Origin of the sequence: Devosia sp. (assembly GCF_036563435.1) — a bacterium.
GTDB lineage: Bacteria > Pseudomonadota > Alphaproteobacteria > Rhizobiales > Devosiaceae > Devosia.
Window position 1 is genome coordinate 547,621 of the sequence record NZ_DATCMJ010000001.1, and the last position, 19,282, is coordinate 566,902.

At 57.8% G+C, this 19,282-nt stretch carries 22 protein-coding genes and 1 pseudogene; 10 read left to right on the forward strand and 13 right to left on the reverse strand.

Features of this window, described 5'->3' with window-relative positions:
• Positions 1 to 16: 16 nt before the first annotated feature.
• The 5 genes from VIL88_RS02660 to VIL88_RS02680 all read right to left on the reverse strand — a co-directional run bounded on the left by VIL88_RS02660 (position 17) and on the right by VIL88_RS02680 (position 5,407).
• Positions 17 to 1,627, reverse strand: a complete 1,611-nt coding sequence (locus tag VIL88_RS02660; RefSeq protein ID WP_331985644.1) for an FAD-dependent oxidoreductase — start codon at positions 1,625 to 1,627, stop codon at positions 17 to 19.
• Positions 1,624 to 2,661, reverse strand: a complete 1,038-nt coding sequence (locus tag VIL88_RS02665; RefSeq protein ID WP_331985721.1) for a LacI family DNA-binding transcriptional regulator — start codon at positions 2,659 to 2,661, stop codon at positions 1,624 to 1,626. The genes VIL88_RS02660 and VIL88_RS02665 overlap by 4 nt, the downstream gene beginning before the upstream one ends.
• A 114-nt stretch (positions 2,662 to 2,775) precedes the next feature.
• Positions 2,776 to 3,633 carry an SMP-30/gluconolactonase/LRE family protein gene (locus VIL88_RS02670; RefSeq protein WP_331985646.1) on the reverse strand — a complete coding sequence of 286 codons (858 nt, stop codon included), beginning with the start codon at positions 3,631 to 3,633 and terminating at the stop codon, positions 2,776 to 2,778.
• Positions 3,634 to 3,710: 77 nt separating this feature from the next.
• Entirely contained in the window at positions 3,711 to 4,619 is a 909-nt protein-coding gene (gene kdgD, locus VIL88_RS02675) for a 5-dehydro-4-deoxyglucarate dehydratase (protein ID WP_331985648.1), read from the reverse strand.
• Positions 4,620 to 4,696: 77 nt separating this feature from the next.
• Positions 4,697 to 5,407 (reverse strand): FadR/GntR family transcriptional regulator, encoded by a 711-nt coding sequence (locus VIL88_RS02680; RefSeq protein ID WP_331985650.1) that lies wholly within the window; start codon positions 5,405 to 5,407, stop codon positions 4,697 to 4,699.
• 131 nt (positions 5,408 to 5,538) lie between these two features.
• On the opposite strand from VIL88_RS02680, the gene VIL88_RS02685 reads away from it, so the two are divergent.
• Positions 5,539 to 6,063: a nuclear transport factor 2 family protein gene (locus VIL88_RS02685; RefSeq protein ID WP_331985652.1), complete on the forward strand. Its 525-nt coding sequence runs from the start codon at positions 5,539 to 5,541 to the stop codon at positions 6,061 to 6,063.
• A gap of 694 nt (positions 6,064 to 6,757) precedes the next feature.
• Here VIL88_RS02685 and VIL88_RS02690 read toward each other — a convergent pair.
• The 4 genes from VIL88_RS02690 to VIL88_RS02705 all read right to left on the reverse strand — a co-directional run bounded on the left by VIL88_RS02690 (position 6,758) and on the right by VIL88_RS02705 (position 9,507).
• Positions 6,758 to 7,693 (reverse strand): DMT family transporter, encoded by a 936-nt coding sequence (locus VIL88_RS02690; RefSeq protein WP_331985654.1) that lies wholly within the window; start codon positions 7,691 to 7,693, stop codon positions 6,758 to 6,760.
• A gap of 327 nt (positions 7,694 to 8,020) precedes the next feature.
• Positions 8,021 to 8,494: an SRPBCC family protein gene (locus VIL88_RS02695; RefSeq protein ID WP_331985656.1), complete on the reverse strand. Its 474-nt coding sequence runs from the start codon at positions 8,492 to 8,494 to the stop codon at positions 8,021 to 8,023.
• The gene (locus VIL88_RS02700) at positions 8,475 to 8,849 is read right to left on the reverse strand and encodes a metalloregulator ArsR/SmtB family transcription factor (RefSeq protein WP_331985658.1); all 375 of its coding nucleotides are present in this window, start codon (positions 8,847 to 8,849) and stop codon (positions 8,475 to 8,477) included. Before VIL88_RS02700 ends, VIL88_RS02695 begins: the two co-directional genes overlap by 20 nt.
• 22 nt (positions 8,850 to 8,871) lie before the next feature.
• The gene (locus tag VIL88_RS02705; RefSeq protein ID WP_331985660.1) at positions 8,872 to 9,507 is read right to left on the reverse strand and encodes a dihydrofolate reductase family protein; all 636 of its coding nucleotides are present in this window, start codon (positions 9,505 to 9,507) and stop codon (positions 8,872 to 8,874) included.
• A 240-nt stretch (positions 9,508 to 9,747) separates the two neighbouring features.
• On the opposite strand from VIL88_RS02705, the gene VIL88_RS02710 reads away from it, so the two are divergent.
• From VIL88_RS02710 to VIL88_RS02735, 6 genes are all read left to right on the forward strand, one after another.
• A complete protein-coding gene (locus VIL88_RS02710) occupies positions 9,748 to 10,290 on the forward strand; it encodes a dihydrofolate reductase family protein (protein WP_331985662.1) in 543 nt (180 codons plus the stop codon).
• Positions 10,287 to 10,856, forward strand: coding sequence for a TetR/AcrR family transcriptional regulator (locus VIL88_RS02715; protein ID WP_331985664.1), 570 nt, complete (start codon positions 10,287 to 10,289; stop codon positions 10,854 to 10,856). The genes VIL88_RS02710 and VIL88_RS02715 overlap by 4 nt, the downstream gene beginning before the upstream one ends.
• Positions 10,857 to 10,946: 90 nt before the next feature.
• Positions 10,947 to 11,075: a hypothetical protein gene (locus VIL88_RS02720; protein ID WP_331985666.1), complete on the forward strand. Its 129-nt coding sequence runs from the start codon at positions 10,947 to 10,949 to the stop codon at positions 11,073 to 11,075.
• Between the two features lie 23 nt (positions 11,076 to 11,098).
• Entirely contained in the window at positions 11,099 to 11,443 is a 345-nt protein-coding gene (locus tag VIL88_RS02725; RefSeq protein ID WP_331985668.1) for a GNAT family N-acetyltransferase, read from the forward strand.
• Between the two features lie 459 nt (positions 11,444 to 11,902).
• On the forward strand, positions 11,903 to 12,820 hold the full coding sequence (locus VIL88_RS02730; RefSeq protein ID WP_331985670.1) for a hypothetical protein: 918 nt from the start codon (positions 11,903 to 11,905) through the stop codon (positions 12,818 to 12,820).
• Complete coding sequence (locus tag VIL88_RS02735; protein WP_331985672.1) at positions 12,820 to 13,125, forward strand: hypothetical protein; 306 nt, start codon at positions 12,820 to 12,822, stop codon at positions 13,123 to 13,125. Before VIL88_RS02730 ends, VIL88_RS02735 begins: the two co-directional genes overlap by 1 nt.
• Before the next feature lie 407 nt (positions 13,126 to 13,532).
• Here VIL88_RS02735 and VIL88_RS02740 read toward each other — a convergent pair whose 3' ends face one another.
• A complete protein-coding gene (locus VIL88_RS02740) occupies positions 13,533 to 15,317 on the reverse strand; it encodes a diguanylate cyclase (protein ID WP_331985674.1) in 1,785 nt (594 codons plus the stop codon).
• 111 nt (positions 15,318 to 15,428) lie between these two features.
• On the opposite strand from VIL88_RS02740, the pseudogene VIL88_RS02745 reads away from it, so the two are divergent.
• The 3 genes and pseudogenes from VIL88_RS02745 to VIL88_RS02755 all read left to right on the forward strand — a co-directional run.
• Positions 15,429 to 15,677: pseudogene (locus VIL88_RS02745) on the forward strand (alpha/beta fold hydrolase); the annotation flags it as partial.
• A gap of 423 nt (positions 15,678 to 16,100) precedes the next feature.
• A complete protein-coding gene (locus VIL88_RS02750; protein WP_331985676.1) occupies positions 16,101 to 16,445 on the forward strand; it encodes a response regulator in 345 nt (114 codons plus the stop codon).
• A gap of 110 nt (positions 16,446 to 16,555) precedes the next feature.
• Entirely contained in the window at positions 16,556 to 16,819 is a 264-nt protein-coding gene (locus VIL88_RS02755) for a helix-turn-helix transcriptional regulator (RefSeq protein ID WP_331985678.1), read from the forward strand.
• Positions 16,820 to 16,945: 126 nt separating this feature from the next.
• Here the strand turns inward: VIL88_RS02755 and VIL88_RS02760 are convergent, their stop codons facing one another.
• The 3 genes from VIL88_RS02760 to VIL88_RS02770 all read right to left on the reverse strand — a co-directional run bounded on the left by VIL88_RS02760 (position 16,946) and on the right by VIL88_RS02770 (position 19,155).
• Positions 16,946 to 17,371, reverse strand: coding sequence for a DUF1801 domain-containing protein (locus tag VIL88_RS02760; protein ID WP_331985680.1), 426 nt, complete (start codon positions 17,369 to 17,371; stop codon positions 16,946 to 16,948).
• Positions 17,368 to 18,228 carry an AraC family transcriptional regulator gene (locus VIL88_RS02765; protein WP_331985682.1) on the reverse strand — a complete coding sequence of 287 codons (861 nt, stop codon included), beginning with the start codon at positions 18,226 to 18,228 and terminating at the stop codon, positions 17,368 to 17,370. The genes VIL88_RS02760 and VIL88_RS02765 overlap by 4 nt, the downstream gene beginning before the upstream one ends.
• Before the next feature lie 564 nt (positions 18,229 to 18,792).
• On the reverse strand, positions 18,793 to 19,155 hold the full coding sequence (locus VIL88_RS02770) for an SPW repeat domain-containing protein (protein ID WP_331985684.1): 363 nt from the start codon (positions 19,153 to 19,155) through the stop codon (positions 18,793 to 18,795).
• Positions 19,156 to 19,282: the final 127 nt, after the last annotated feature.

The window sequence follows — 19,282 nt, forward strand, 5'->3', positions numbered from 1 at the left end:
TGGTGGATCGTTCGGCTCAATAGCCGGCGATTACGGGCCAGCGCATCTCGATCCCTTCGCGGGCGAGACGCGCCTGAAAATCCTTGGTCCGAGTGTCGCTGGAGTGCAGGGCTTCGGGTGTCTGCTGCGTGTCGAGGCAATGGCTTGCAAGCAGCCCGGCCACCTCCCCGATATTCCACTCCACCGGGTGCAGCCGGTAGCAACCGTTGGTGATATGGGTCGTGCCTATATTCTTTCCGGCCGGCAGCAGATTGGTCATGCGCTGCGGGATCAATGCACCAAGCGGGATCTCGAATGGGCAGCAGCCCACATCGATGTAGTTGTCGCCGCCCGTCGAGGGATGCAGATCGATCCGATACATGCCTATCCCGACACTGTCGGGATAATGGACTGCGCCCTTGTCTCCACGCACTTCGAGCGACAGATGCTGTTCGACGATGGTGGTCCGCGCGCGGATGCGACGGCTCTCCCGGATATAGGGCGCCATGGCGAGGCCGTGTTCAGTGCCGGTTATGTCTCCTCTGAGGCGGAGACCGGGGAAACCCTGGCCGCCATCGGTGCGCGGCGCCTCAGTCTGTAGCCAGTAGAAGACTGAATATGAGAGCTCCGCAGCTGCAGCTAGATGGCGCTCATATTCTTCCCTTGGCAGGTCGACGATAGGCGCGTCGAAGTAGTCAATCATCGGCCAGTTAACGAGGCAGAGATCGGAGGCATAAGCGCCTGGAACAAAGTTTTGCCGCGCGGCAATCCGACGGAACGTCCACAAATTCATGTCACCGCCGCCAATTCGCTGATCGGCGATGACTGCGGCCGGATCGTCATCCGGGTTTGGCGTGAAAGCTCGTTCGGTGATCTCTAGGGTGCGGGGATGCGGTGCCTTGAAGCCCAGCAATGGCCCGCCCCAGAAGTCGGGCTGGTAGTCGCGCCAGAAGTCGTAGTTGGTCGGCTTGTCGATCACATGGTTGCCATCGACGTGATCGACGACGAAGCAGATGGACACTGCCTGCTGGTTGTCAGGCTGTGCCTGATCGGGGGCGTTGGGCTCACCTGTTTCAGCCTGACTTTCGAAGCCCGTTACATATTCGGTGCCGGTAAGCGGTAGCAGGTCACCCAATTCGGTCGCGTCGATAAAGTATTGTCCAGTGAGGATCAGCTGGTCAGCGGTGTCACGATGCTGCACCGTCACTGAGGACACGCGGTCGCCCTGTCCTTCCGCGCTGACCGGACGGTAGGGTTGAAGCATCCGGAGGCGGCCTGCGCCAATATGGGGTGCGAGCATGGCCTGCATGACGGCAAGCGCCACGCGGGGCTCGTGACAAAGGCGACTGACACTTCCTGCACCTGGATTTAGGTCAGTCCGGGCGCGCGCCGCTTCGGTCAAAGGATAATGGTCGCGATAATACTGCCGGACGCCATTGCGCAGGGCCCTGTACGAACGGGTAGCGCCGAACTGCTCAATCCAGCTATGCTCATCGGGAGGCACCGCCTGGCTCGTCAACTGGCCGCCAATCCAATCGTATTCCTCGGTCATGATGACCTGTTTGCCGGCGCGCGCGGCGGCCAGGGCCGCAGCAACACCTCCCAGTCCGCCACCGATGACGACGATATCTGCTCGTAGCTCTTTCAAGTTCTTATCCGTGCTTTTGCCGGCCCGAGCGTTTCGCCCGGGACCTGGTTACATTTGAGTAGAATTTGCTGAGGGCTCTGCTTGCCCGTGATGATCCCGACCAGCATGTCCGTAGCCTGGCGCCCCATCTCCTCGCGCGGCACCGCATAGGTGGTAAAGCCGATCCCTTCCGCTGAGGCTCGGACATGGCTACCCAGCACCACGATGGACAGATCTTCGGGCACACTCAGCCCCCTGCTGAGGACCGCATCCCTAAAGGGCACCGCGTCGGCCAGCTCCACAAAGAAGACGATTGTGGCGCCCGCTTCCAACACGCGATCGAGCAAAGGCTCTGGATCCAAGCCAGAGCCAGGCTCCTGACATACGACGGAGGCATTGCCGGCAATCGCCCTCGCAAAACCCTGCCATCGGTCGCTACGCGATTCAGCACCATCAACTGGACCCACATACGCCATTTGCGAGTGGCCCAGTTTCATGGCTTGAGCGGCAAGGTCTGCTGTGGCGGTGACGTAGTCTGCCCCCACATAGGGAACTCGGCCACTCGCATCCTCACGCCGCCCAATGGCGACAAAGGGATAGTCAGACTCGATGAGCCGCAACAACTCGTCTTGATCAAAGACAATACCGAGCAACAGGCACCCGTCCGCCATTCTGAGGCGGCTTCCGGCGTGAAAAATGCGCTTCCTGCCATCTGCCTCCGTGGCACGTCCCGTGAATAGCAGAAGGTCGTAGCCCTGGTTCTGAGCCGTTTCTTCAATGCCGAACAGGAAGGGCGTAAAAAAATCGGCCTGGCCGCTCGGGAAGGCGGGCTCGTAGGTAAATACCCCCAGAATACGATTGCTGGCGTTCACCAGACTCCGCGCTGCAGGATCTGCAACGTATCCGGTTGAAACAATGAGCTCCTGGACCCGCTTGCGGGTTTCGGCGGGAATGCGGGCAACAGCCTCAGAAACGCCGTTGAGCACGAGGGAAACCGTTGCCTGGCTAACGCTTGCCATGCGGGCGATGTCTCGTTGTGTGACGCGCCTCCCCAACAGATCCTCCCTAGTTTGGTAATGCGTATTATCAGTATTTGTACAACCGATCACCAGCGCTGTCAAGGAGTTGTCATACAGGTTTCATTTTTTCGGATAGTTATGCGCAGACTTCTAGGTTAGCGGGATCCAAGGGACGTCGGCGATCCCCTGCCACGGCGTTTCGAGCACAAATACCCCCCCCGACAAGCTGTCTGGTCGACTGGAAATCAGAGAGGTAACAAACATCGTTCGCCGGCCCGGACCGCCAAAACAAACATTGGTCGGATTGCGCGTTGGCACCTCGACAATAGTGTCCACTTGCCCTTGCGGCGTCAGACGAACGATCTGGCCGCCATCGCTTGCCGCAACCCAGTAGCACCCGTCGGTGTCCATCGCCGCGCCATCGGGCCGCCCGCCCAACTCCAAGCGACTGCTAAAAAATGTCCGGTTCGATGGTATGCCCCGCTCGGTGTCGTAGTCAAAACGCCAGACTGTAGCGACCTGAGGGTGGGAGTCCGAGAGGTACATCGTCCGGCCATCAGGAGAAAAGGCGAGACCATTCTGGACCAGAAGCCCTGCCAAGAGGGGCTCCTCGCCTTTTCCGTTGAGGCAGAAAAGCTGTCCAACCGGGCTATGCGGGTCCACCGGTATACCCATTGACCCCGCCCAGAACCGGCCTTGGCGATCCAATGCCCCATCGTTCATTCGCATCGGCACATCTGCCGACAGCACATTTGCCAATGGTTTGAAACTTGCCGCATTAGTACCAGGCATCACCAAGCCGAAGCCCCTCCCTCCCGCGGCGACAAAGCCCCTGGCTGCGGGCGCTATGGCACTGACGGTGCAGGGCAGATCCATCGTGCGGTGCTGCCCTGCCTGAAAGCAGTGCAACTGACGCAATTCGATATCGACCCAGTATAAGGCGCCATCGGTCCAAACTGGAGACTCGCCCACTTTGCACCGTGCGTCGAACAGCAGTTCCATTTTCATCGGTGATACATCCCGCTCAACTGCCGCTAGAACTGGGGGATCGGAGCGCGCCCCGCTCGGGCCGGCCCGCGCGGCTGCTATTTCTTGTGCTGGTCGACGAGTTTAAGGAGCACCGCCTCCTCCTCACTTGTCAGATCGGACAGGGGGCTGCGGACTGGACCCGCGTCGAAGCCTTGCAGGCGAACACCCGCCTTGACGGCTGCTACGGCATAGCCCTTGCGGCGCGATCGAAGGGCCATGAAGGGATAGAAGAAATCCTTGAGAATTCGCTCGCAATTGCTGCGCTCGCCCGCCCTCAGTGAGTTGTAGAACTCAACCGCCAGACCAGGAACGAAGTTGAACACCGCCGAGGAATACGTGGTGAAACCCGCGGCCAGATAAGCTTCGGCGAAGAGCTCCGCAGTGGGCATGCCACCCAGATAGGTCAGCCGGTCTCCCAACGTGGCAGTGATCTGACGAACGAGGCCGATATCTCCCGATCCGTCTTTAAATCCAATCAGGTTGGGGCAGACTTCGCACAGGCGCGCCAATGTGTCGGCAGTGATGATGGAGTTGTCTCGGTTATAGACCATGACACCAATGCCGATAGATTGGCAGACCCGACGAACGTGATCATACAGCCCCTCCTGAGGCGCATCGATGAGATAGTGCGGGAGCAGCAGGATACCATCAGCACCTGCCTTTTCGGCCGCTCTGGCTATGTCGATCGCCAGTTCTGTCCCATAACCGCAGCCCGACACGATTGTCGTTCGGCCGGCCGCCGCCTCTTTAGCCGCACTGACAATGGCCGGAACCTCGCCTGGGTGGAGCGAGAAGAACTCTCCAGTGCCCCCTGCGGCAAACAGCGTGGCTGCTTCAAAGCCAGACAGCCAGTCGATATGGCGCCGATAGGATTCGGCATTGAAGCGTCCGTCGCGGCCGAAGTGCGTCACCGGAAACGAGAGCAGACCAGCTCCCAAATTTTGCTTGAGGGCAGCGAAGTCCATCGGAGGAGTCCTTTGTCGAGATCACGTCCTCCAGCCGATAGCAACCTGAATGATAGATGTCCATAGTTGTATTATAACTAGGCCCTAGCTATAAGGATGGCGCGATACCGTCTCTCACTGCCTTTGAGATGCTCCTGCATGGAATGGCGTGCGGCCTCGCTATCCCGACCGGAGATCGCGGCGACGATAGACTCGTGTTCGCGAAATATCTGGGCCAGGTAGTCACGCCCGGGCGGACGCTCAAGATTGGTGCGAGGAATCGCATTTGGGCCAATCAACCGCATGAATTCTCCAAAACGCGGATTGTTCGTCGCCTCGGCAATGGCCACATGCAGTGCGAAGTCAGCCTCGGCGGTGGATACCTGGGCTTCGATACACTCCTGCACCCGCGCGTGGCAGCTCAGAATTTGTTCTTCCTGCGCTGTTGATCGTCGGACGGCAGCCAGTGCTGCGGCTTCGGTTTCTACGGCGGTTCGCAGTTCGAGCAGATCGACTATCGAAGAGATGCGGGCGTGATCGACGCCTCGAAATGGCAGTACGCTCGCTGGCACCGGCTCAACGACAAACACTCCGGCCCCACGGCGCGGCTCGACCAGGCCATCAGCGCGAAGTGCTGCAACGGCCTCACGCACTACAGTGCGACTAACCCCGAAATCCTCGGCGATCCGTGCCTCGCTGGGCAGCTTGTCGCCAGGTTTCAAGCCCTCTGCCAGGATTTTTTGGCGCAGCGCAGAGGAGACATGCGCCACCAACGTTCCGCTCCCACCGTGGGGAACAGCCTTCTTCATAATGTTCAGCACTCCAAGGGGTTAGCTAAGCACCATACCTGTAGGACATACTCTGGACAACCACCTGGCCTCCTATCGGTCCGAGCCTCTTGGTATGTCTCGTGCAGCTTGTCAGGCCACTAGCTGCTGCCTTGATCAACCGTAGAAGCAACAATGCCCACGCTAAAACCGCCAAGATTCATGACCAACGGCTGACTTTAATCAAGCGGAGCCCAAAACCTGCCGGACAGGTTGGCACGTTCAGCAGGCGCTACATCAAGCTGGGGCGTTGGCACGTTCTGCAGCGTTTTTGCGGTAGCCCAGATAAGCAAGGACCATGGGCAAAGAATTTTATCTCTGCCTTCGAGGCCTGTGATCCGGCAGCGATCGGTCAGCTGTTGAGTGATGACTCACGGTTGATCATCAGGCTTAATATCGACGGCACTCCCAGCCCCTGGTATGCATTTGACGGGAAGGAGCACATTCTTGGGTACATCAGTTCCGTTGGTGCGAAATTTGACCGCGTCTCGTTTAATGACCAGGAATGGACCGTCTCACATGATGGCCGAGCCGTATTTCTTCAGGCCAACGGGGACATCATCAGTAGCGCTGAAAAGCTGACCTACAACAAGGTATATGTGTTCAAGTTTGAACTCGAGGGCCAGCAAATCAAGTAGGTTCTGGAATACGCAAACCCTGTAACCTATGCCAATCTGGGCATAGAAAATTCGGAAGCAGAACAGGCGGCTCAGTCGTAAGTGAGATTGCGAGGTCGGGCAGAGCCCGATCTCGTTACGTCCTGCCAGTCGACATCGGTTCATCATCTACATTTCTCGAGCACGCCGCTATGATTGAGACCCAAGTGGTGATGCTAAATGCTTGACCCGACTTAGGAGGTGGAAAGCAGCATCAGGCCGCATACCGCTTCGGTGGCGAGAACTGTAGCCCACTCAGATGTCTACGGTCGGCTCGGTCACTGCCTGCCAAGTTGCTGACCGAGCGAGCACTGCAGGCTCCCACACGCGCGCCTCCTGCGGCTGACAACGTCGCCAGGTAGTCCCTGAAGCGCGGCGGCTCTTTGGCCACTGGATCGTTGTGCTTTCGGCCAAGCCCGCGTTGAACATGATCGACCCCTTGCACCTTTGGCCGCAGCCAGGCCACCCTGCTCAGTCAGCGATTTTGTTATGACGGAATGGGGGCAATTGCCGACCGGCACCTCTGGGGTGGGTTGCAGACAGTCTGCTCCTGGATAGATCGCCTAGAAAAGCGGAAGTTACCTAACTTGGGAGCTTAGGCCCGTAGCCAAACAGCAAGTACTTGCTGTGCGGCGCGTGTCATCGTCTGCATTGATCAATTCGGTCATCCCTCCGTTCAGACGCCAGACGTCGGCTGGCGTGAGAGCCGCCTTTGCTCATAAGCCACAAGGGTTGCAGCCCCGACGACGACCAGCGCGCCGGATACCGACCAGGCATCGAGCACAACACCCAGCAGCAGCACGTCGAACAGGAAAGCCCAGATTATACCCGTGTACTCGTACCCGGCCAGCAGCGACACCGGCGCCCGCGCCACTGCCTCGGTCATCAACACATGGCCGATGCCACCCAGAAGTCCAGCAACGAGCAGCAGCATCAAAATCTGGCTATCAAGCTCTGCCCAACCAAATAGGATCGTGGCAAAGCCCACGAGGCTACTCACCACCGCGAAAGACAGCGCGATACTGGCCGGCGGATCGGTCCGCGTGAGGTCTTTCACCTGCACCCGCGACAGAGCGTTGGTCGCCGCCATTGCCAGCCCTGCCGCTACGCCGATCAGCATGCCCTGCCGGAAGTCGGTGCCAATCAGCGTTGGAAACAGCATCAGCAGAATGCCGAACAGCCCGAGTACCACGCCTCCCAGGATCAACCAGCTGGGGCGCTCGCGCAGGAGCACCATCGCAGCACATAATGACATGATCGGCGTCAGATAGCTGATCGCCTGCGCCAGACCAACCGACAGATACGCCAGCGCGATGAAGTTGAACATCATGACGCCGGAGCCAAGAACGCCACGGATCAGGTGCTTATGCGGATAGTTTGTCCGCAGCGCCGTGCCCAATTCCCTGCGAAATGCAAGAAAGAGCAGGATCGGACCGAGCGCCACAAAGCTCCGCCAAAAAACCAGTTGACCCACCGGCGCCACCTTAGCCCCCTCGTGGATTATCGCGTTCATTGCAGTGAGGGCTAACAGGGCGAAAGTGGCGAGCCAAAGCGCAGCGGCAGGATTGGCGCCGCGAGTGGAAACATGGGCAGTGGTCATGTCGCCAGCCATAGCTGCCGAGTGAGGTGCTGTCACTCTGGGCGCAGAGGATTTCTTACCTGCGCGCCCGTCGATATCTTAGTCGTGGCGTCGGTGAGCCACCTGCAGACGTGGGTCTATAGGTCGAGAGGATCTAGCCGAGCTGAGTTCCAAGAGACGATGAGCCAGCCATAACTTTGCAGTTGAACTGACTTTGCCCAGATCGAACCCGTAACATGTCCTTGCCTAGTATGGCCGACGGCAGTTTTCGGGAACTCATTCGCCTTGTAAGACCAAAATGGGGTCGACTGCCGACCGGCTACTCCGGGGTCGCGAGCTGCCGCGCCGTGCATGAGGAGCTTAGTTTGAAGTCTCCACTAATTGCGCCAATTGCGCGACCACTGTGCCCCAACCGTCATGAAATCCAAGTTCCTCGTGCGTTTCGCGATCAGCTCGACTCTTGTGCAAGGCAACCGCTCGATAGAGGGTGCCGTCTGGGTGGTCCGCAAGATCGATGATTGCGGTGACAAAGCCTTTGCTTGCGGGTCTCCAGCCGCCGGTCAATGAATTGGTATATACGATGCGCTTTTGCTCAACAGCATCGAGAAAGCAGCCGGTTAGATGAGGGAGAAAGTCCTCCCCATTTTCGCTCATCTGGGTGACGAACGAGCCACCCGGACGAACGTCGAGACTTAGAACACGGCACAACATAGGCTTGGGTATCCACCACTGGGCAAGTCGCGTTGGATCAACCCAAGCGTTCCATACTTGCGCCCGAGGGGCCCTAATAACGCGTGACAATTCAAGGTCGAGTTCACTCACCACGCTGTACATTGCTCGCTTCGTTTTCTGACTGTTCTTGCATCAAAAAAGCCTCCAGACGATCCGTCTGAGCCTCCCAGATGGCCCTCTGCTCGGCCAACCAGATCTCGGCTCGAGTTAGGCCGGGAGCATCGATCATGCACATACGAATACGTCCGCTTTTCGCCGTTCGTATCATACCGCTCATTTCAAGGATCCGAACATGCTTCATGAAAGAGGGAAGTCTCATCCTGAAGGGGCTCGCGAGGTCGCTGACGCTCGCAGGTCCCTGACTCAGCCGCTTTATTACTGCGCGACGTGTCGGATCGGCGAGCGCCAAGAAAACTGCAGTCAAATCACCTGACTGCGGTTCTTGCACCAATGTCATCGCGCTCTCCTATGCTTGCTGCTTATCTGTCCTGACGGTTAGTCTGGCCGCGAACGTAGGTCCCCACCTCAGCATGGCCGGATCGTTCCATCCGGCACATGATGAGACCTGTCGATGTTCGCTCCTGATACACCAGGTCGAACCCCAATGAAGCAGTTGTTTCGCCAAAGAGCCTCCGGCCTTGGCCGACAATGACCGGCGCAATGGCGATGCGGAGTTCATCAACGAGATTCGCGGCGATCATCGATCTGCCCAAATGACCGCTGCCATGGATTTGCAGCTCACCACCCTCATTTTGCTTGAGGGCCGCCACTGCATCTTCGACATTCTTGTCGAGCACGGTCACGGGTCCCCAAGTGGTGTTGATAGGCGATGTTGCCACCACATATTTCGGGAGTGTGTTCAGCCGGGCGGCATTGGTGTCGCTAACATCCGTTATAGTCGGCCAGACGGAAGAAAATTCTTCGTAGGTCCTTCTCCCGAAGAGGAACCCTGTTGCCGACTGTGCCCACTGCTCCACGGTCGCTTCCAACGCAGCATCAGCAAAAGGTACGAACCAACCTCCTCGGTTGAACCCCTCTGAGCGATCCTCATCGGGCGAACCTGGCCCTTGGTACACTCCGTCTAGAGATAAGAAGTTCAAGATAACAATTCGCATTCGCTGCACCCGAGTTTAGTTTTCTCAAAGGCTAACTAACCTTTTTGAACACTTAGCTCAAGAGAAAACTGTCGGCCATGACTCCAGACTAGAGGGGCCTGAGAATGGGCCTTCCTCTTGAGCAGGTCCGGAGTCTCTTTCTATCGCGGTGAGCCGTTCAACGGGTACGAAACGAACAGCGCATACACCGCTTGACACTCGCTTCGACAAATTATTATACGCCGTATAATAACGTCGGAGGTGGGTTTGATAACCGGACATGTTTTTATCGCAACAAGCCTAGACGGCTTCATTGCAAGAGAGAATGGCGAGATCGATTGGCTGCTCCAGCACGACCAAGCTGGTGAGGATCATGGATATGATGAGTTTATCAAAGACATCGATACCATCGTGATGGGGCGCGGAACCTTTGAGGCAGTCCAAGGAATGGGCGAATGGTTTTATAATCGGCCGGTGGTTGTTCTGTCCTCCAGCCTGTCGCTCCAAGCTGTTCCCGAACACCTCGCCGGAAAAGTTCGCTTCTCTGACAAGTCACCCAGCGAGGTGATGGCGATGTTGGAAGAAGAGGGGATCAAGCGCGTCTATGTTGATGGCGGGAAAGTCATTCAGTCTTTCCTGTCGCTGAATATGATTAAGGACATGGTGATCACCCGCATTCCCATTCTGCTGGGAGCGGGCCGCCCTCTCTTCGGCGGCATTCAACGGGATATTCCGTTAGGCCACATTAGCACAAGATCGTTCCCTTCCGGCTTGGTTCAATCCAGTTACCGAGTTGAGGCATGACCAAACGAGGGCCTGGACGGCCGTCAGCAAACACAGAAGCCGTTTCGCCAAGCAAGATCCTGTCCGAAGCGCTGGCCATCCTGGATGCTAAAGGGCTCGAAGGCTTGACGATGCGTGCTTTAGCAGCGCGCGTCGGCATAAACCCGATGACCATATACCATCACTTTGTCGATCGTGACGGGCTGACCAGGGCTTTGGCGGATAGCGTTTATTCCGCAGTGCACCCACCTGAAGACGGCGACCCTCGCGCCAGAGTCGCTGGGCTGATTGCCGCTTACCACTCTGAGGTGTTGAAGCACCCGGCTCTCACTTTGGCGATATTCAGCCGTCCATCGGTTTTCCCTGGCCACGCGAGGCGGATAACCTCCGACCTGAACAAATTGCTTGAGGAAGCAGGACTCTCGCCAGATCGTTCGCAGTTATGGGGGCATATCTTGGTTGACTATACCCACGGTGCCGCCCTGGCGGTGGCGCTAGCGGGCGAACACAATCTGTCCCAATCACCGTCCCCCAACACTGGTGACAGCTTTGATGATGGTTTGAATGAGCTTTTGAAGGCGCTCTAGAGTGGCTTGAAAACTAGGGGCTTCAGACGTCGTGGGCCGTTCTTAGCCGCAGGTGTCGTCTCTTTCGGATCGGAAAGCCTATAAAGCATTGTGAGACTTCCCTATGACATCGAGGCAGAGGTTGCCGCGGCGATGGCCAGCGCCATGCCCGACCTGGCGCAGTATATCGGCGAGCTGCGCACCGCCGTGTATCGGGGCCGAGTTGCTGCTGCCAATTAGGGGCAAAGAGCTTGGAGGGCGAAATGAAGCCATCGTTGATGGTGAGGACAATCAATGACGATGATGTTGAGCAGGTAGTCAAGCTTTGGAATGAGGCGGGTTTGCTGAGGCCATGGAATGATCCACGCTATGACATCGCCTTTGCACGTCAGAACGACAATTCAACGGTGCTGGTCGGTACGATCAGCGATCTGCTCGTGGCTGCCGCCATCGTCGGCCATGATGGTCATCGCGGTTGGCTGTACTATGTGGCGTCTTCGTCCCTTAAACGGGGACGAGGGCTTGGGCGTTTGATTGTCGAAACGGCAGAGAGCTGGCTTGCCGCAAGGTGTATGGAAGGTCAACCTGCTCGTGCGCGAAGGCAATGAGCAAGTTGAAGCCTTTTACGGCAAGCTAGGTTATGCGGACACAAAGGCGCGGTGCTTTCAGAAGGTACTTTCTAATGTGAGCTCCACGCCGAGGCGCTGACTATCTCCACGTCCCTCCATGGCGTTAGCTAGCAAAAAGCCTCGCAACGGCCGCTTACCAGATTTTGCCAAGTCTGGTCGTGGGTCTAAAAAGGGGTCGGCACTTGCCCCGCCCAAAGCGAAGATAGTGGCGCCGCCCGTGCTGTTTTCTAGGTCAGACGTATGGACACAGGTTGCTCAGTTACACCTTCCGGCGACCGGGCATGGCTTCAGCAGGTTAGTCATCGCGAGCTTCGGACGATTCCTACGCCTCTAGCCAAAATCGGGTCGACCAAAATGGTCCGATCAGCGACTTTAGCTACCGTCGGCAGCCAAGTGGGCCTGATCGCATGTCCGGCTTGTCGCATTTCGGAGGCGAGCATGAATCCTGGCACCTATTCAAGAACAGCTCTGCCCGCAGCCTGGCAGCTTTATACTGCATTCTTCGCTTGCGCGGTGATGCTGGGCAGCTGGTATCCACGCATCCCGGATGTACAACGCCTCGCTGAGCTTGACGGGTGGGAACTCGGCTTTGGACTTGCCGGCTATCCCGCAGGGACGCTTCTGCTTTTTACATTCGGCACGCGATGGGCGGCTAGGCTCAGTTTCAGCCAAAGCTTTCGAATCGTTGTGCCAATGTTGGGGGTTGCCCTAGTTGGTGCGACCTTGGCTGGAAACATGGGAGCTTTGTTTGCTTGTATGGCCGCAGCTGGGGCACTGCAGGGCGTAATTGCGGTCACCGGCAATGTCGAGGCCGATAACATCGAGGCTGCGCTTGATCGGCCGGTCCTTGTTCGCGCTCATGGTTTTTATAGCGTTGCGACCGTGGTGGCGGGCGCGGCGGGTATTGGTTTTCGCGCGCTCCAAGTTGCGCCGTGGTTGCATCTGGCCATCATTCTTCCAATCGCGACGATCCTCGTTGTGGTGGCCACGTCTGGGATCGGGGGGAAGAGCGCGATGCCGAAAACGGACGAGCTCTATTCAAAAATAGTTTTTCCTACCGGAAAAATCCTGATGCTGTTCCTGGCCGGCGGTGCGGCACTCTATCTCGACAACGCGGCCTCGGACTGGTCCGGTATCCTCTTGCGGGATGGCTATGCGGCTGATGGGACCACTGTTACGGCCGCTGTTACCGCCTGGGCCATTGGACAGGCAGCGGGGCGACTCACCTTTCCACATCTTTCATCTCTCGTAGGGAAAGAAAGGCTGGCTTTCGTTCTGGCCTTGATCGCAGCGATGGGCCTTGCTTGGTGGTTCTCTCGCCAGTCATTGTTGTCGCATTCCTCGGCCTGCTTCTGATGGGCGTTGGCACCAGCGCTCTGTTTCCGATGGCTATTGCGGCAGCCGCTCGTATCGGAGATCGACCTGCAGCAACCAACGTATCGTCGCTTTCCCAGATGGCGTTCGTTGCCGGTATCGCCACACCGATCGTGTTGGGTGGACTGGTTCAGATCGTCGGCGTGCGTTGGGCGTTTGCCTCCGGCGCGGTCATGCTCACTGCGAGTCTCGCGGTTCAGATCCTCCAGCAACCCTTTGCCGCAGCGAGTAATGCCGACGAGAAAGATGATCGTGTTGACTCAGCTACCCGGGGTATGGGGCTATAAAGACGAATCCAGTGATCCGCTTCACCTTACAGGCGAAAGTCCCGCGCGTTAGCGCACGGACTCTCGCTAGCACTGCTGACCGGCAGGCGACACGACCAAGCCCGATTGCATACCAAACTGGGACACAACAAAGCAGCTTAGTGATTACATCGTGGAAGAAGCACCGCTCTTCGAGACTGCGCTTAGCGGACCGGCGGCTTCCAGGCAGCCGCAATGATGTTTGAAGGACCGGAATGGGGTCGTTTGCTGAAGGTCCAAATCGAAACATTCGCCCCTCAGTCAAAGGTAATTATCTGACATTCCGTGCTATTGCAGGAGCGGTGAGCGGATATCCATGCAAGGTGACATCCGGAGCCGTTCGCAAATTCGCACATAAGCTCTGACGTTTAGAGGGAGCCCTCAGCACCTCAATCATGCATCATGGTCCAATCAGATCTTACAGCATCTCTACCGCTGGTCTTGGCCTGGAACAGTGCAGCATCTGCGCGCTGCAGCAGCGTCGAGGCTGTTTGCCCGTCTTCCGTTGAAGCCACCCCTACGGAAACAGTGACCGATCCGAGCGGCTGCCCTTGGTAGCCTACCGGGTTGTTGGCGATGGCGCTTCGTAGATTTTCCGCAAGGGAAAGAACCGAAGTCTTGGTCGCTTTGGGTACGATCACGGAGAATTCTTCTCCACCGAACCGATAGACCACACCCTGCCCCTTGACGATGTCGGTCATGACCGCTGCCACTTGGTTCATGACGAAGTCTCCGGCATCGTGGCCGAACTCGTCGTTGAAGCGCTTGAAGTGATCGATGTCGATCATCATCAGAGCCGCGGGCAATTCCTCGGGCTGACGGCTGAGACGCTTCAAGCCTTCGTCCAGCGAACGACGGTTCAATAGGCCCGTCAGTGGATCGCGCACAGCCAGGTTGGCCAGGCGATCCCGGAGCTGGATATTGGCGATGGCAAGGGCCAGGTTCTCCGCAACGAGTTCGATATAGACGCGAGCCTTGGCCAGAGCCTCGCTGTCCCCTCGCCCTTCGAAATACAAAACGCCAACAGTGTCGCCCCGCGCAGCAAGTGGCACACAAAGGGCTGCGCCAAGCGGCTCCTCTCCAACATGGGCACACGTTACGTCGCCCTTGTCCTTCGCGCTGAGGTGCACTCGTCCCCGCCGGATCGCCCAGCATTCGAGCGCGCCAAATTCTTGTGCTGTGAGAGACGGGTTTCCCCAGGTGCCCTTTACCGTAAGCGTGGTCCGACCGTCGTTCATGACGCAGAGGTGGCCCGCCAGCTGGGGAAACAAACGTTCGGCATAGAGCGACAGGACAGGCGGCAGTTCACTCTCCTGCCGGCAAGCCTGCAGGCGATGCATGAGCTGGAGGATCTGGTCCTTGGTCTCTTGGTCCTTGCGGCGCTCCCGGTCGAGACGCTCACGCTCCAGACCGTTTTGCCGAAAGATCTGGATCGCCTCGTTCATGTCGCCGATCTCATCGCGACGATTGTCGGCTACGACCTGAACGTCAAAGTCCTGTTTTGCCAAGCGTTTCACAATCCCGCTCATTTGAAGCAACGGCCTGGTCACACGTCTCGTCAACACGAAGTAGAGCACGCTGAGGAAGACGAGGGCAGTCGAGGCCAGCAGCCATCTGGCGACCGTTCCCCACAGCTCAGCCGCGGCACGGGTTCGTTCAAGCTCCGCTTGAGTTCTGGTTGAAACAAGATCGACGAAATGCTCGACGCTGCTCAGAAGACCAAACTGCGCCTCTTCATGCTCTGGGGAGAACAGCGCGGTGCGAGCCTGTTCGGCTCGACCTTGAGAGAAATTTTCGACAGCGGCTTCTTCGATGGCGTCGAGCGCTTCAGCGTTGTCTTGCACCGATTTCAGAGCATTGGCTTCTTCCACTGGGAGCGGTTGATCGAGGAGCAAACGAATTGATCGTTCGCGCTCGCGCTCTTGATCAAGCGCTCTCTGGAACGCCTCCTGATATCGACCTTCGCCTGTGAAGACGTAAAGGCGTGCGTCTTCTGTCGTCGCTTCTGCCGAACGAGCCAGCGTCTCGATGGACTCGTCCAGTGCCCATGCAGCCTCAGCAGCACGCTCCTGCTCTCCTGCATAGTGCGTGGACATGATGAAAGCGCTGCCGGACAGTAGGGTCAGGCCCACCGTGATGACATAGGCCAGGTTCGTGATTGTGCTGATCCGCATGGCACCCCCGCCGCCAACCGCTCGCGCGGCGAATGGCCAGATATTGCCCTCCCGACCTAAAGTTCAATTTAACGCGCGAGTGGCATTGCTCCTCCACCAAGGCAGTGATTTGTCGCAGCAATTGATGGCCCGGTGGTTCTGGTCGGCCACTCTTATGGCGGTGCAGTAATTTCGGCCGCCGCAAGCGGCGACGCCAAAGTCAAGTCACTGGTCTATGTGGCGGCCTTCGCACCACACCAAGGCGAAGCGGCAGCCGAACTCGCCGGCAGGTTTCCAGGCGGCACATTGGGTGAGGCTCTGGCCGCACCTGTAAGCCTCAAGAACGGTGGGGTGAAACTCTATATCGACCAAGCCAAATTCCAGAGGCCGCTCTGTGCCTCAATCCTCAAGGCGTTACTGATTCACGAGCCGCTTTGAGAGACGTAATCGTGTCCAATCCGGTTGAAGAATTGGCAGTCGCTCGAGTCCACGCTGCTCAGCTGGGCAGAGACATCGACGTTCAGTTGGAGCGCTTGGGTAAGGGAGGAGAAGGAGAGCTCGCCGCACTTGCCGAGCTCTCCGAGATCCTTTCGGACATCGCTGAAATCATGAAAGCTAGGCCAAGGTACACCAGTACTTTATGAGCCTCTGCGGCGGCGTATCAGCCTGGCAGTTGACGAGCTTTGATGCCCTGTTAGCCACTTCTGGGACCGATCGGTTTGGCACTAGAACGGCCTCGCTGAAGAAGGGTATGCTGCAGCTGCCTGATTTGAGCGTGTCTTTCAGTTGAGCCGACTTTGCATCTTGTATGTCGAAGATGATCCCTTGGTGGCCTTTCCCATCGAGATGATGCTGGCTGAGGCAGGATACGAGGTGACGACAGTCAGCAATGGGCCCGGTGCCTTGTTGGAGCTTCAACGAGGAAGGCCTTTGGATCTCCTACTCACCGACATCAGACTTCCAGGCAATGTTGACGGCTGGGCTATTGCGAACAAAGCCCGTGAGCTCATGCCGGATCTGCCGGTGCTGTATGTCAGCGGGGACAGCGCGGAGGAGTGGGCCAAAAAGGGCGTGCCAAGCAGCGCTATGCTGCGCAAACCGTTCGATTTCGAAACAGCTTTGACGGCGGTTAGACAAGCTTTAAGGTAAACCAAGCGTACCAAAGCGCTTCTGTGGAGCTGTGGCGAACTGCAACGCATTCGCCACCGAGACTCGCCACCACTACTTGGACAACACACCCGAACGGGAATGATCGAGCTATGAACCCGGTCCTCACATCCCGGCAGCTGGAAGTTCTTGAACTCATCGCAGAGGGAATGACTGCGAGCGAGATCGGTCTGAACCTCGGCATCAGCGAGCGGACGGTTCATGCCCATTGTCGCAGCATCCATGAGGCGCTTGGGACGAAGACACTTGCAGGTGCGGTCGTAGTAGCCATGAAACAGCGCTTGATCTTGTTCCCGGTCAGTTCGCTCGATAAAGCTGAACCAGGCCGGGCCGAGATGATCAATCAGCCAAAGTAAGAACGACACAATTGCCGATAACTGGCGGCATCGGGGTGGGCAGGGAACTGGCGGCTAGCGACTTTTCCTGGACACATAGCGGACACAGTCGCGGCAAGGCTCGCTCTATCATGTGCGTGAAATCGATTAGGTGGCAGGTCGATTGTGCAATTTTCTGCGGTGATAGGTCAGTGCTTCCCCGAGACACATAGCCAAGCCGATGCGCGACCAGCTTCCATCTGAGGGCAAAATCAAAGCTCGATTACCGTCGAACGAGAAGCTGTCGGAGAACCGCGTGCGAAATTCGGCAATCAGCGTCGTGTTGCAGCTGAAGAACACCGCGCACCGGCCCGGTGTGCTTTTTGTGATACCCAACCGAATGGTGCTTCCAGCTTTACTGACCTGCGTCAGATAGGCCGGCTCGCCCCACTTCAGTGTCTCAGTCACTCGGCCGACGCGTCGCTCGGCCGCCACCTCAAAAATCAGGTCCCGCACGACCAATAGTTCAGCCTTCTGAGCCTCAGGCAATCGCCTGAATACCCGATCGACCTCCGCCGGCAGCCGACGCGTCATGCTAGGGCCTGCAAAGGCAGGTGAATATCCGTTCTTAACTGGTTCTGAGGCACCTCCCGAGGATCGTTGAGATAGGCTTCAAAAATCGGTGCGTCGCCAGGTTCGAGGCCCGATGCAGGTAGCCATGTGCCCAGAAGCCAACGATAGGCTCCACGCATGTCAGCGTATGGGCCGGTATAGCTCAGACGCGCGTAGGAGCCGCCGCGCAGTATCGTCTCGACCAAAGGGGAACCGATCTCAACCCCTGGCTCGATTGGCAGTACCGCGCGCGAACGGAGCGCCTCCTCTGGGCCAAGGCCGGGATCGTCAAAGAACAAACCGATCATCGCAGGCGCGGTCGGGAGCACGCCTTGGGCTGACAAATCGCTGAAAAGCCTGCTCATGGCCCGGTCGATCTGTATGTAGGAACCGACATGATCGATGCCCGCGCATCGCCGCTCCGGCAACTCCACAATTTCCGTTGGGAAACCTTCGGCGTCGACTGCTGCATTGGCGGCAGCAAAGGCCGCGTGCGATCCTTTCGCACGGTACGAGGCCGGCGGCAGGCCGAACATGTCCTTGAAGGCTCGCCCGAATGCCTCAGCCGACCCATACTTGGCGTGTTCGACGATCTCGCTCACCTCCATGGCGGTGTTGGCAAGCCGATCTGCAGCCCTCTGCAGCCTCAGGCGGCGAATGGTATTTGCAATCGTCTCTCCTTGGATCGCATGATAGATGCGGCTCCAATGATAGGGTGAGAGGCAGGCGATCTCCGCCAGCCGATCGAAGGAGAGCTCGTCCTCCAGATGATCGTGGATGTAGCTAGTTACCCGGTCCAGCCGTTCGCGGTAGCTCTCCAGAGTTCGCAACTTGTGCATAGGGTGTCCTTGTATGCTGATGCCACCGGACCGTCGCATGAAGTCGCCTGACAAATCCTGCGCACTTGGCATGCCAGCCTGTGCGCAGCGGCATGCGCATTGAAACCCATTGCCTTGTCGACATACAGCGGGTTGAACTTTCAAAGCGTTACCGTGGTGACGGCCTACGTCCGCTTCCGGGTTCTGGCTCAACCTCAACGAGCGTCCAAAATGGGGTCGACTTCAGACAGTCCGCCCAGGGGTGGGTTGCTGACAGTCGGCTTTTGGATCGGCGGACACAAAAAGCGGACCGTCCCCGGAACGCACCCACCATCAGAACTATAAGAGGGGCGATCACGACAGCGCACTTTGAAGATAAACATCCGCTGCAGGATGCCACTTAAGGCATTTTGAGACGGGGACACTCTCAGGACTTACGGCGTCGGCGACCCTGGCGAGAGATGCAAAACGCACACTTCGAAGAGTGGGGCCGTATCTCGTAAATCGAGCACCGTGTTTTTGGTGCAAACGTGCCAATGGGCGAGGTCTCATTCGTGGGACATGGGGACCTCGCCAGCGTTAAGCTCAAGCCCGCACAGTAGACTCGACGGGACTGTGACGCGCGGTCAGCAGCGAGATGACGATATAGGAAAGGCCCACCAGCACGTGTGGCCACCAAACCCGATCGGCGAAGCCGAAAAGCCAGGGTGAAGCGAGCAACAGAAGGCCGGAAGCCACATCGATGATGATGTGGGTGGTCATTGGCACTATTTTGACAAAGCCCAGCTCATGGCGCGTGATCATGCCAAGGCCAAGCGTTGCTACGCCGATGATGATAGGTACCCATTGAGCGGCTGTCCCATCAGCAAAGCCTAGAATATATGGGGCAAGGATCAGGACAATGCCAACGAGGTAGTCGATGACGCCGTGGACCCGAGTCGGGATCATGGTGGTTACTCCGGTTGTTTAGTCTCAACCGAAGAAGGCGGAACGGGGTTCCCTCAGGTGACAGCGCCTGGTCGTGAATAGAATATGTGCCGTAGCCAGAGTGGGTACCCGCAGAAATCCACTTCAT

Excerpts from the sequence above, each read along its gene's own strand:
- VIL88_RS02715 (WP_331985664.1), top strand. The coding sequence starts at position 10,287 with ATGACCAAACGAGGGCCTGGACGGCCGTCAGCAAACACAGAAGCCGTT.
- VIL88_RS02695 (WP_331985656.1), bottom strand. The coding sequence starts at position 8,494 with ATGTACAGCGTGGTGAGTGAACTCGACCTTGAATTGTCACGCGTTATT.
- VIL88_RS02705 (WP_331985660.1), bottom strand. The coding sequence starts at position 9,507 with ATGCGAATTGTTATCTTGAACTTCTTATCTCTAGACGGAGTGTACCAA.
- VIL88_RS02760 (WP_331985680.1), bottom strand. The coding sequence starts at position 17,371 with ATGACGCGTCGGCTGCCGGCGGAGGTCGATCGGGTATTCAGGCGATTG.
- VIL88_RS02735 (WP_331985672.1), top strand. The coding sequence starts at position 12,820 with ATGGGCGTTGGCACCAGCGCTCTGTTTCCGATGGCTATTGCGGCAGCC.
- VIL88_RS02690 (WP_331985654.1), bottom strand. The coding sequence starts at position 7,693 with ATGGCTGGCGACATGACCACTGCCCATGTTTCCACTCGCGGCGCCAAT.
- VIL88_RS02770 (WP_331985684.1), bottom strand. The coding sequence starts at position 19,155 with ATGATCCCGACTCGGGTCCACGGCGTCATCGACTACCTCGTTGGCATT.
- VIL88_RS02740 (WP_331985674.1), bottom strand. The coding sequence starts at position 15,317 with ATGCGGATCAGCACAATCACGAACCTGGCCTATGTCATCACGGTGGGC.
- kdgD (WP_331985648.1), bottom strand. The coding sequence starts at position 4,619 with ATGGACTTCGCTGCCCTCAAGCAAAATTTGGGAGCTGGTCTGCTCTCG.
- VIL88_RS02725 (WP_331985668.1), top strand. The coding sequence starts at position 11,099 with ATGAAGCCATCGTTGATGGTGAGGACAATCAATGACGATGATGTTGAG.
- VIL88_RS02680 (WP_331985650.1), bottom strand. The coding sequence starts at position 5,407 with ATGAAGAAGGCTGTTCCCCACGGTGGGAGCGGAACGTTGGTGGCGCAT.
- VIL88_RS02755 (WP_331985678.1), top strand. The coding sequence starts at position 16,556 with ATGAACCCGGTCCTCACATCCCGGCAGCTGGAAGTTCTTGAACTCATC.
- VIL88_RS02700 (WP_331985658.1), bottom strand. The coding sequence starts at position 8,849 with ATGACATTGGTGCAAGAACCGCAGTCAGGTGATTTGACTGCAGTTTTC.
- VIL88_RS02730 (WP_331985670.1), top strand. The coding sequence starts at position 11,903 with ATGAATCCTGGCACCTATTCAAGAACAGCTCTGCCCGCAGCCTGGCAG.
- VIL88_RS02765 (WP_331985682.1), bottom strand. The coding sequence starts at position 18,228 with ATGCACAAGTTGCGAACTCTGGAGAGCTACCGCGAACGGCTGGACCGG.
- VIL88_RS02670 (WP_331985646.1), bottom strand. The coding sequence starts at position 3,633 with ATGAAAATGGAACTGCTGTTCGACGCACGGTGCAAAGTGGGCGAGTCT.